General features: G+C 43.7%; 12 protein-coding genes. 1 reads left to right on the forward strand and 11 read right to left on the reverse strand.

Annotated elements, in window-relative coordinates; translation table 11 throughout:
* Positions 1-72 precede the first annotated feature (72 nt).
* The 10 genes from glyA to prfA form a co-directional block, all read right to left on the reverse strand.
* Complete coding sequence (gene glyA / locus DER53_RS04080) at positions 73-1,308, reverse strand: serine hydroxymethyltransferase (protein WP_062754424.1); 1,236 nt, start codon at positions 1,306-1,308, stop codon at positions 73-75.
* A 92-nt stretch (positions 1,309-1,400) separates the two neighbouring features.
* A complete protein-coding gene (locus DER53_RS04085; RefSeq protein ID WP_062754426.1) occupies positions 1,401-1,979 on the reverse strand; it encodes a TIGR01440 family protein in 579 nt (192 codons plus the stop codon).
* 19 nt (positions 1,980-1,998) lie between these two features.
* On the reverse strand, positions 1,999-2,445 hold the full coding sequence (gene rpiB / locus DER53_RS04090) for a ribose 5-phosphate isomerase B (protein WP_015865321.1): 447 nt from the start codon (positions 2,443-2,445) through the stop codon (positions 1,999-2,001).
* A gap of 90 nt (positions 2,446-2,535) precedes the next feature.
* Positions 2,536-3,831 (reverse strand): methyl-accepting chemotaxis protein, encoded by a 1,296-nt coding sequence (locus DER53_RS04095; protein WP_062754428.1) that lies wholly within the window; start codon positions 3,829-3,831, stop codon positions 2,536-2,538.
* An 11-nt stretch (positions 3,832-3,842) separates the two neighbouring features.
* Positions 3,843-4,289 carry a low molecular weight protein arginine phosphatase gene (locus DER53_RS04100; RefSeq protein WP_062754430.1) on the reverse strand — a complete coding sequence of 149 codons (447 nt, stop codon included), beginning with the start codon at positions 4,287-4,289 and terminating at the stop codon, positions 3,843-3,845.
* Between the two features lie 150 nt (positions 4,290-4,439).
* Complete coding sequence (locus tag DER53_RS04105) at positions 4,440-4,994, reverse strand: manganese efflux pump MntP (protein ID WP_062754432.1); 555 nt, start codon at positions 4,992-4,994, stop codon at positions 4,440-4,442.
* A 63-nt stretch (positions 4,995-5,057) separates the two neighbouring features.
* Complete coding sequence (locus tag DER53_RS04110; RefSeq protein WP_062754434.1) at positions 5,058-6,104, reverse strand: L-threonylcarbamoyladenylate synthase; 1,047 nt, start codon at positions 6,102-6,104, stop codon at positions 5,058-5,060.
* A gap of 199 nt (positions 6,105-6,303) precedes the next feature.
* A complete protein-coding gene (gene spoIIR, locus DER53_RS04115) occupies positions 6,304-7,068 on the reverse strand; it encodes a stage II sporulation protein R (protein ID WP_062754436.1) in 765 nt (254 codons plus the stop codon).
* Positions 7,069-7,164: 96 nt separating this feature from the next.
* Positions 7,165-8,031, reverse strand: a complete 867-nt coding sequence (prmC, locus tag DER53_RS04120) for a peptide chain release factor N(5)-glutamine methyltransferase (RefSeq protein ID WP_062754438.1) — start codon at positions 8,029-8,031, stop codon at positions 7,165-7,167.
* Positions 8,021-9,097 carry a peptide chain release factor 1 gene (gene prfA, locus DER53_RS04125; RefSeq protein ID WP_062754440.1) on the reverse strand — a complete coding sequence of 359 codons (1,077 nt, stop codon included), beginning with the start codon at positions 9,095-9,097 and terminating at the stop codon, positions 8,021-8,023. The genes prmC and prfA overlap by 11 nt, the downstream gene beginning before the upstream one ends.
* 274 nt (positions 9,098-9,371) lie before the next feature.
* Here prfA and adhP point away from each other — a divergent pair, with 274 nt between their 5' ends.
* Entirely contained in the window at positions 9,372-10,394 is a 1,023-nt protein-coding gene (gene adhP, locus DER53_RS04130) for an alcohol dehydrogenase AdhP (protein WP_062754442.1), read from the forward strand.
* Between the two features lie 30 nt (positions 10,395-10,424).
* Here adhP and DER53_RS04135 read toward each other — a convergent pair whose 3' ends face one another.
* Complete coding sequence (locus DER53_RS04135; RefSeq protein ID WP_062754444.1) at positions 10,425-11,879, reverse strand: sigma-54-dependent transcriptional regulator; 1,455 nt, start codon at positions 11,877-11,879, stop codon at positions 10,425-10,427.
* Between the last annotated feature and the right edge of the window lie 2 nt (positions 11,880-11,881).

Genomic DNA, 11,881 nt, shown 5'->3' on the forward strand with positions numbered 1-11,881 from the left:
AAAATATACGTGCATTCAACTACAAACAAAAACGCGCCTCTAAAGACATTCGTCTTAGAGGCGCGTTTTTTGTCAACGATATAATGGGAATTTTTCCGTTAATGCCGCTACGCGTTTTCGCGCTTCTTCCAATTTTGCTTCGTCTTCGTGATTTTTTAATGTAAGACTAATAATGCTTGCGATTTCATCCATTTCTTCCAAACCGAATCCGCGCGTCGTTACCGCGGCGGTGCCGATACGGATGCCGCTTGTCACAAATGGGCTTTCCGGATCGTACGGAATCGTATTTTTGTTGACGGTGATACCGACTTCGTCCAACACTTTTTCCGCCACTTTTCCAGTGAGGCCAAGGGAACGTAAATCAATTAACAACAAGTGGTTGTCTGTTCCGCCGGAAACGAGTGTAAAGCCTTCTTTTTTCAATGCTTCCGCGAGGCGTTTTGCGTTGTTGATGATATTTTGCGCATATGTTTTAAAGCTGTCTTGCAGTGCTTCACCGAGCGCGACTGCTTTCGCCGCGATGACGTGCATGAGCGGTCCGCCTTGAATGCCTGGGAAGATCGCTTTGTCAATTTGTTTTGCAAACTCTTCTTTGCAAAGGATCATGCCGCCGCGCGGCCCGCGGAGCGTCTTATGCGTCGTTGTGGTCACAAAATGCGCATATGGCACCGGATTTGGATGAAGACCTGCCGCAACAAGACCTGCAATGTGCGCCATGTCTACCATCAAGTACGCCCCTACTTCATCAGCGATTTCACGGAAACGTTTAAAATCGATGACGCGCGGATAAGCGCTTGCCCCTGCTACAATCAGTTTCGGCTTATGTATGCGCGCTTTTTCAAGCACATCATCATAATCAATGACATGTGTTTCTGGATCGACACCATATTCGACAAAGTTATATTGAATGCCGCTAAAGTTGACTGGGCTGCCATGCGTTAAATGACCGCCGTGCGACAAATTCATCCCAAGCACCGTATCGCCATGTTCCAAAACAGTAAAATATACCGCCATGTTCGCTTGTGCGCCAGAATGCGGCTGTACGTTGGCATGTTCCGCGCCAAACAATTTTTTCGCCCGTTCGCGCGCGAGATCCTCGACGACATCGACATATTCGCAGCCACCATAATAGCGGCGGCCCGGATATCCTTCGGCATATTTATTCGTTAATACCGATCCTTGCGCTTCCATAACAGCGCGGCTGACAAAATTTTCTGACGCGATTAATTCAATTTTTGATTGCTGCCGTTTCAACTCATTTTGAATCGCTTCAAATACTTGCGGATCTTGTTGTGGCAAGTAGTTCATCACTAGCTCCCCCTCATTTCGAAATAATGAATATTCTTTTTTATTTTACCAGCTTTTTGCGGGTAGATTCAAAGAAAAAATGAACAAAATCATCAGGAAGTGCAAGAAGTATTCGGATTTTCTAAAGAGTAGACTGCGCGGGCGCCGCCGATCAGTTTCGGCCTCGTTTTTGCCAATGTCACATGGGCATGTCCCACTTGCTTTAACGACACGCGCACAGGAACAGCGACATGCTTTAAATGCATGCCGATCAATGTATCGCCGATATCAATGCCGGCATCTGCTTTAATAAATTCGACAACGACGGGATCGTTCATATGACGATACGCGTATTCAGCCATTGCTCCGCCGGCTGTTCGGACAGGGATGACCGAGACGATTTCAAGCTGATGGGACATGGCGGTCTGTCTTTCTACAACAAGCGCGCGGTTTAAATGTTCGCAACATTGAAACGCTAGCTGCACCCCTGTTTCCTCATGCCACTTTCTCAATTCGGCAAACAGCATTTCGGCGACTTCCGTTGAGCCAGCTGTTCCAATTTTCTCGCCGATCACTTCGCTTGTGCTGCAGCCGATGACAAGAATATGCTCGGATGAAAGCGGGACTTGCTTTCGAAATTCACGAATAATCGTCTGCCATTGCTGCTTCCATTCGGATAATGGGGAAGACATATTGACGATTCCTCCTATGTTATAAATGTTTGTTTTCATATTGTGTAATTTTTTCCACGCGTCGTGCGTGACGTCCGCCTTCAAATTCCGTCGTCAACCACACTTTCGCGATTTCACGCGCTAATCCTGGTCCAATGACGCGTTCTCCCATCGCTAATATGTTGCTATCATTATGCTGGCGCGTTAATTTGGCGCTATATACGTCGTGACAGAGCGCGCAACGAATGCCTTTTACTTTATTAGCGGCAATCGTCATGCCAATTCCGGTGCCGCAAATTAAAATGCCGCGATCCACTTCCCCGTTTGCGACTTTTTCCGCAACTGGAATCGCGTAATCAGGATAATCGACCGATGTTTCGCATTCACATCCTAAGTCGATGTACTCGATCCCCATTTCGTCCATTAATTTTTTAATTTCTTCACGAATATGAATTCCGCCGTGATCAGATGCAATCGCTACTTTCATGTTCATTTCCTCCTTGTTTTGTCATATAGAAAAAAGCCGCCTTTCTATTCATTTTACATGTTTCCGATATAGAAGGCGACCTTTCTAATTTTATCTTGTACCAAATTGGTCGATCGTTTCTTTTAATTTTTTCGCTTGTTCCGCCAATTCTTCCGCTAGTTTGTTTACATGCTGAATAACAGAAGTTTGTTCTTGTGTCGCCGCCGTTACTTCCATCGCCCCAGCCGACGTTTCTTCGGCAATCGCCGCAACTTCTTGTGATTGAATCGATGCTTTTTCGATATGTGACATTTGTTCTTTCGCTAATTCCGCAATTTCATGGACGGAACGAACGACTTCGTGAATCGATTTGGTCATTTCCGCAATCGCGTCGTTCGTATCGGCGCCTTTTGCGGCTTCTTCATTCGCGGATTTTACTTGCTCATGAATTTGTGATACGACATGTGCGACTTCCTTTTGAATGTTTTGAATCAGCTCAGAAATCCCTTGAACCGCTTTTGCGCTCTCATCCGCAAGCTTCCGGACTTCTTCCGCGACAACAGCAAAACCTTTTCCATGCTCGCCAGCTCGCGCCGCTTCAATGGAGGCATTTAAGGCAAGCAAGTTCGTTTGCCCGGCAATATCACCGACTAGAGAGATAATATTTTCCACTTCTTTCGCGTGTTGCTCCAGCCGCTCGACCGCACTTAAAGACGTTTGATTATTGCGCGCCAATTGTTCGATTCCGCTGACAAGCGAACTAATGACTTCACGGCTTTTATGTAATGTTGTCACCATTTCCTTCGCTAATTGTTCGGATTGATTCGCCTTTTGCTGCACTTGATTCGCAATGCGCAGCACATCATCCACCGACTCAGCAGCCGTTTGCATCGATACAGCAGAGTCATTCGCGCCTTTGGAAATTTCTTCAATCGTGTGGGCAATATCTTTCGAACGCTCTGCCGCAACAAGGGAAGCGTTCGTAATTTCCACGACTTTCTCATTCGTGCGAGAAAAATTATCTTCAATATTTTTCACGATTGTTCGCAAACTTCGCAACATTTCATTAAAAGCAATCCCTAATGAGCGGATTTCATCATCTGATTTGGGCAACGGAACATCTTCATTAATTTGTCCGCTTGCTGCTTTGATTGCCGCCTGTTCTAACCGATGCAACGGCTTTACGATCAATCCTGATGCCATGTATGCAAGCAAGCCTGACCAAATGATTCCAAGCAATAGTATAATAATGGTAAACGCGCTTTTGTTCATCGAAGTGAAGAATAAATCATACAAAACATAAATAAAAAATGCGCTTGTAGAATACGTAATGATGGCCAATATGGTTGTAAATGCAACAATTTTTAGACGTAAACTAAAACGATATCTCTGTTTTGCCCTTTCCATTTCCTTTCCTCCTACTGATTTCCACCAAGCTTACGCACGAGGTGATCAATCAGCTTTTCTAGCTCATCTCTCGTCTTGCGATACGTTTCAACAGAACCGCCAAACGGATCGGATACGTCCCCTTGTTTTCCGAAAACAAATTCTTTGAGAGTGAACGTTTTCTCTTTCGCTTCTGGAAATCTTTCAATGATTAACTGCTTATGCCCAGCCGTCATGGCAAAAATATGCGTCGCCCAATCGATATCTTCTTTTTTCAGCATTGATGAACGATGTTTTGTTTCGATTCCCTTTTCCTTTAACACCGTTTTTACGTGAAGCGAAGCATCGCTTCCTTCCGCAGCAAACACCCCCGCTGATTTCACCTCCAAATCTGGCAATTGTTTGCTTTTTAATAACGCTGCCGCCATCGGGCTGCGGCATGTGTTTCCCGTACAAACAAATAAAATGCGATGCGACATACAAACACCTCTTACCGTTCATAACTCGACTAACGTACAAATTAATTATAATAAAAATTACCAGCAAAATATAGTGTCAAAAAAGCGGCCCAAAAAGTTCAAACTTCTTTTTGGAGCAGCTCTTTTGTTTTTTAGTGAGCAGCGGCCAACTTAAAACGAAAATAATAGTTTCAGCCCCAACGCTAACAAAATACTGCCGCCAAGCGCCTCACTGTAAGCACCAAGCCATTGTTGGAAATGACGCCCTAACATTAATCCCATCCACGTCAACACCGTGCTGAAAAAACCGAACAATAAAATCGTAAGCAATGTTCGCGCGCCGTAAATGCCGAGACTAAGCCCGACGGAAAAGCTGTCAAGGCTCACACTAAAAGCAAAAAAAATAAGTCCTATTCCCATTGGCGAAACAAACCTATCGCTTTCCTTTTTAAAGGATGTAACAATCATTTGAATTCCTAACAATAGCAGCAACGCCCCTCCGATATAAGAGGCGATGCTGCCAAATTGGTATGATAAAAAGCGGCCGAGGAACATTCCTAAAAACGGCATAATAATATGAAAAAGCCCAATCATAATGCCTATGTAAAAAATTTGTTTTAATCGCAAGCGAAACAACCCCATGCCTAATGCGACGGAGAATGCATCCATTCCTAATGCAAACGCCATCATCGATAGTGCCACAAGTTCGCCGATGAACATCTTCATTTGATTTCCCTCCCGGACTTGCCTTACTGTTAACATATGCATGTCCGGGAATATTTAGAAGATTTATTTTTCATCAATCACTTGATGACCTGCGGCTTTTTTCAGCCGATTCATAATAGCTTCTCCAATTCCTTCTGTCGGAAACGATTCGCTATAAATGAAATCAACATCTGTTTCGTCAAATTTTCGAAGCGTATCATATAAATGGCTTGCTACGGTATGTAAATCATGACGCGATCCGCACACTAACACTACATCGGCATCATAAAAAGAGCGGTTTTCTTCTGTCGTTAGGACACCGACTTTTTTTCCAAGCGTACGTTGTTTATTCACAAGCGTTTGCAAAAAAGCCGGAGAGCCTTGAACAATCGCCATTGGTGATTTTGGGGCGTAATGTGTATATTTCATTCCCGGTGATTTCGGTGTTTGCCGTTCATCGGTTAGCGCGCTATCTACGAAAACATTTCCGATCACTTTCTCGAGTGCTTCCTTTGTTACACCGCCCGGACGTAAAATTGTCGGCACTTTCGTCGTACAGTCAAGAACGGTCGATTCCACTCCAATACCTGTTTCCCCGCCATCGACAATGCCAGCAATCCGTCCATTTAAGTCAGCGAACACATGCGCCGCTGTCGTTGGGCTCGGACGCCCTGATATATTGGCACTCGGCGCAGCCAATGGCAATCCGCTGGCTTCAATTAACGCAAGGGCGACTGGATGTGCTGGCATGCGCACCGCTACAGTAGGCAACCCTGCTGTTACTGGATCAGAAATCACTCCTTCTTTTTTTGGCAGAACGAGCGTAAGCGGTCCTGGCCAAAAGCGTTTTATTAATGTATGCGCCACATCAGGAATGGCAGAAACCATCTCTTCTAGCTGTTTAAGATGAGCGATGTGGACAATAAGCGGATTATCACTTGGGCGGCCTTTTGCCGCGAAAATTTTTTCCACTGCTTTTGCATCTTTCGCATTTGCCCCCAGTCCATACACCGTTTCCGTTGGGAAAGCGACAACCTCGCCGGATTTCAATAGTTGTGCAGCCTCTTTAACCTGTGGATAAATACTTTGTTTATCAACAATATTATCCACAACCCAAATATTCGTTTCCACTCTGTTCCCCCCAACTATCGTTGCTGCTTGCTAGCAAAATAGTATAAAAATATCAACAATCTCTTCGAGAATTATATCTTAAAATGAAAAAAAGAAAAAAGTTTCGCAAAATTTATCCACAAAATGTGGATAAATGTGTTATTTTAGTGGATAAGTTTGTGGATATGTGAGTGAGTTTTACACATTTATCCACAAACTATTATGGAATCAATTGTTCAATAAGTTCTTTCACGAAAAATTTGACTTCCACAGGTTGATCATTTTCTGCTACAAACGGAGACGGCGTCGTTGCTATACTTGCCCGCTTTACTTCCTCTTCTTTTATGGTTTTTTCCTTCTTGCTGCTTTGTTCTTGCTGTTCGTCTGTTTCTACCGTTTCCTTATTCTCTCCTTGTGCAGGAGCGAACACCTCTTTTTTATTGTCATTGGCGTCGTATGGTTGCTCGTTCATTCGCACCGCATCGCTATTGCTAAAGTCAAGAAAACAAAGCGGCGGAAATAAAACGCACCACCAGTTTGCTCCTTTTCCCTCGCCAAGCGTAATTAAAACAGCATCATATTGCCCGGCTGGATAAACGTAATTCCCATAAATTTTTGTCGGAAAATCGACTTTTCCGAACTGTACTTTATACGATTGATCGATGTGTTCTTTTCGCAACACATCCGCTACAGTTTGTTCAATTTCTGGAATATGGGATCGAATCACTTGCTTTGCCTCTTGAAAAGACGTTAAATCGGCTACCCACCCATTAATTTGCGCATTCACCGCGTTGCGCACTTTTCGTTTCAACGCTTGATCTTCCGCAGAATCGCTATTGGCTAAAATCCGCAGACGGATCGCTTCGTCCGGAATAGCGACCGTCGCGTTTTCCCCCGCTTTCGTTTGATGGCCATATACATTTACCAGCACCCCGATGATTAATAGAAGTATATATAAAATAATTCCGATATTTTTTTGGTTCATTTGCTTGCACCATCCTTTCACTTTTCATTGTGGACAGCGCAAGCAAATTTTAAACTCTATCAATCTAAAAAAATAACTTCCAGGTGGTACTGGAAGTTATTTTCCTAATGATGCATATACCATTCGGTCTTTTCCGTTAATGTCGAAAACAACTTCCACCTCTGCTTGTGGAAACGTCTGCCGCAATATTGCCGCGACCGCCTCTCCCTGCCCAGCTCCTACTTCGAACGCGACAAGCGCGCGTTCTTTTAATACGAATGGCAGCTCGCGGGCGAAACGGCGGTAAAAATCAAGGCCGTCTTTGCCGCCGGAAAGCGCCCGTAAAGGCTCATAATCTTTTACGACAGGGGAAAGCGAAGCAATTTCATTCTCCGGAATATATGGCGGATTGGAAACGACAACGTCTACTTTGCGATTGGCCTCTATAAGGGGCTGCAATAAGTCGCCGCAAATAAATGCAACATCCGCTCCAAGACGTTCCGCATTTCGCTTTGCCACTTCCAGAGCCTCGGGAGCAATATCGATGGCCGCAACGCGAAGCGATTCGTTTTCTAACGCCAGCGTAATCGCAATCGCCCCGCTTCCTGTCCCGACGTCGACCACATCGATCGTTTTATTTCCCGGGAATAATTGTGTGATTCTGGTTAGCACGCCTTCCACTAATTCCTCTGTTTCCGGGCGGGGGATCAGCACATTGCGATTGACGAGAAACGGCCGGCCGTAAAATTGTTCCAAACCGATCAGATGCTGCACCGGAACATGTTCATACACATGCTTACGAACATCTGCTTCAAATGATTGGTGCACGTTTTCATCGATTGGATCGCGTAGCCGGGCAAACAGCTGCGCTCTTGTGATTTGCAAATGGTGGCAAAGCAATAGTTCCGCGGCCCGCTCTTCTTTGCCATGTTGTTTTAAAAAAGAAGAAGCCCATGTGAGGACTTCGTAAATTTTATGACTCATTGTTCGCTTGCTCCAATTTTTTTGATTGATCGTCTAATATCAGTGCTTCAATAATTTCATCGAGGTTGCCGTCTAACACTTGGTCAAGCTTTTGAATCGTCAATCCAATGCGATGGTCGGTCACACGGTTTTGCGGGAAGTTATACGTGCGAATTCGCTCCGAACGATCCCCTGTTCCAACTGCTTGTTTGCGCGTCTGATCATATTCCGCGCGCGCTTCTTGTTGGTATTTGTCATAAATGCGGGCGCGTAACACTTTCATTGCTTTTTCTTTGTTTTTAATTTGCGATTTTTCGTCTTGGCACGTTACGACAATTCCCGTTGGAATGTGCGTCAAACGAACCGCCGACATCGTGGTGTTCACGCTTTGTCCACCCGGTCCGCTCGATGCAAACGTATCGACGCGAATATCTTTTTCGTTAATTTCGACTTCGATTTCTTCCATTTCCGGCAAACAAGCAACCGTTGCCGTCGATGTGTGAATACGTCCGCCAGATTCCGTTTCCGGGACGCGCTGCACTCGGTGCGCGCCGTTTTCGTATTTCAGCTTGGAATACGCTCCTTTTCCGATAATCGTAAAAATAATTTCTTTATATCCTCCAAGCCCGGTCGGACTCGCTTCAATAACTTCCGTTTTCCATCCTTGCGATTCCGCATAGCGTGTATACATCCGGTACAAGTCGCCGGCAAATAGCGCCGCTTCCTCACCGCCTGCCGCGGCACGGATTTCCATAATAACGTTTTTCTCATCGTTCGGATCTTTCGGAAGAAGAAGAATTTTTAACTTATTGACAAGCTCTTCTTCTTTTTGTTCCAACTCATCAATTTCTTCTTTCACCATTTCCCGCATTTCTGGATCAAGCTTCTCTTCTAACATCGCTTTTGCCTCATCCAGCTGCTTGCGGACCGATTTGTATTCACGATACGTTTGTACCGTCTCTGATAAATCCGATTGCTCTTTCGAATAGTCGCGAAGTTTTTTTGGATCGTTAATCACTTCTGGATCCATTAGCAGTTGATTTAATTTTTCATAACGTTCTTCTACTGCTTCCAGACGTTCAAACACGTTTTTCACCTCTGTTTTTCGATGCACAGTCTAATTTATTATTATATCCCAAATATATGAAATAGAAAAGGGTGCATAGTGAAGAGAGCTTCACAAGCCAATTAAAATCAATATTACGAAAATTAGTCAAAAATCATCGAGATTTCGTCCAATTTTAACAAAAATTCGGCAAAAACATGTGGATTGGCTATAGAAAAACCATTTTTTCTATTGGCACAGTTTTTGCAGGATAAACTAGTGGCACTTGTTTGAAATTTAGAAAGGGGTAGGGAGAATGAAAGCAGCGGTTGTCACTGAATTTAAGCAACAATTAGAAATTAAAGAGGTGGAAAAACCAAAACTAAACTATGGAGAAGTACTTGTCAAAATTGAAGCTTGCGGGGTTTGCCACACCGATTTGCATGCTGCGCACGGAGACTGGCCAGTCAAGCCAAAATTGCCTTTAATTCCTGGACACGAAGGGGTAGGGATTGTTGTCGAAGTAGCAGAAGGAGTAAAATCCGTTAAAGTAGGTGACCGTGTCGGTGTCCCATGGCTATACTCCGCTTGCGGAGAATGTGAATATTGCTTGAGCGGGCAAGAAACACTTTGCCCACATCAATTAAACGGTGGATATTCCGTCGATGGGGGATATGCGGAATACTGCAAAGCACCTGCCGATTATGTCGCAAAAATCCCAGAAAATTTAGATCCAGTCGAAGTCGCGCCAATTCTCTGCGCGGGAGTAACGACATACAAAGCGCTAAAAGTGTCTAACGCCAAACCAGGAGAATGGGTAGCCATCTACGGAATCGGAGGATTAGGGCATATTGCTCTTCAATACGCGAAAGCAATGGGATTAAACGTTGTTGCGGTCGATATTAGCGATGAAAAAATAGATCTTGCCAAACAATTAGGGGCGGATATTGCTATTAATGGACTAAAAGAGGATCCAGTAGAAGCTATTCATGAAAAAGTAGGCGGTGTGCACGCTGCCATTAGCGTTGCCGTAACGAAAAAAGCGTTTGAACAAGCCTATAAATCTGTAAGACGCGGCGGATGCCTTGTTGTTGTTGGATTGCCTAACGATGAACTGCCAATCCCTATTTTCGATACAGTATTAAATGGAATTACGGTGAAAGGATCAATCGTCGGTACGAGAAAAGATATGCAAGAAGCGTTGGATTTCGCTGCGAGAGGAAAAGTACGCCCTATTGTAGAAACCGCTCCACTAGAACAAATCAATGAAGTATTTGAGAGAATGGAAAAAGGAAAAATTAACGGCCGGGTCGTTTTGACAATTGGCACAGACCGTTAATGGAACATACGATAAGGGACTGCTTTAAGTTTATTCTTTTGAAGCAGTCCCTTTTTCTTTCAGTAAATAGCGAAGCTGGCGCACCGTAATGTTTAACCGTTCTGCCGCTTCTTTTTTATCTCCTAATGTTTCCTTCAACGTTTTCCAAACGAAAAATCGTCCGATCTGTGTTTCTAAATCTTTTACGGCATCTAAAACATGTTGAAGATCAAGCCGCTCATTGTTTTCTTTCCATAATGATAAAATATAGCCGGTCCAGTTTTGCAAGTAAGATTCTAAATCCATCTCGTTGTTATTTTTAATTTCACTTGATGGAATCGAAGATATATTCGTTTCCGTTCTTATTTTTTCTGGAAGATAATCAGGTGTGATGACCATCGTTTCGCCTTCCGCCAACGTCACCGCTCTTTTTACGATGTTAAAAAGCTCTCTTACATTTCCCGGCCATGGATATTGTTTCATTTGCAAAATGGCATCGTCGGAAAAAATAAGAGTAGAATTCAGCTTTTTTAAAAAGTGCTTGATCAAAATAGGTAAATCATCTATCCGTTCTCTTAAAGGAGGGATCGTTAATTTTACTACATCTAACCGGTATAATAAGTCTTCACGAAACGTTTTCTCTTTTACCGCCTGACTGAGATTGACATGGGAAGCGGCGATAATTCTAGCATTGGTTCTACGGACGGTTTCGCCACCGACGCGAATATACTCTCCCGTTTCCAACACACGTAATAATTTTACTTGTGTAGCTAAGGATGCTTCCCCTATTTCGTCCAAAAATAATGTTCCTCTGTTCGCGATCTCGAAAATTCCTTTCTTTTCTTTCAACGCTCCCGTAAACGCCCCTTTTTCATGGCCAAACAATTCGCTTTCAAGCAGCGTTTCCGACAGCGCCCCGCAGTTGATTCCAATAAAAGGCTGGTCATAACGCATGCTTGCTTGATGAATAAAATGCGCGAGCACTTCTTTTCCCGTTCCGGTCTCTCCTTCAATTAACACGTTTACGTTTTTTTTGGCGATTTTATAAGCAAGCTTGATTAAATCGTTCATTTCTTTATTCGTTCCGATAACAAAACCGAGCGCTTCCGCCAACTTATACATATCATGTTGAGACGAATGGATTTCACTATCCATTAATTCTTCAATCGTTTTTTCTAACTCATCAATATCATCGAATGGCTTCTCAATATAATCACTTGCGCCATACTTAATTGCTTCTACCGCAGTCTTCACAGTGCTGTATCCCGTCATAATAATGACCTTGCACGATGGTTGAACGGCTTTTAACTGTTTTAATAGTTCCAACCCATTTGTGTCTGGCAGCTTTACATCAATTAAGGCAAGGTCAAATGAATATTGTTGAATTAATTTTAAAAAGTCTTTGCCGTTCCATCCTAACTTGACATGATATCCTTTTCCTTCTAACAAATGAAGAAAAAATGTACATACTTCTCGTTCATCGTCAATCACTAACACATTGGGCATTA

Source organism: Parageobacillus toebii NBRC 107807, assembly GCF_003688615.2.
GTDB lineage: Bacteria > Bacillota > Bacilli > Bacillales > Anoxybacillaceae > Parageobacillus_B > Parageobacillus_B toebii.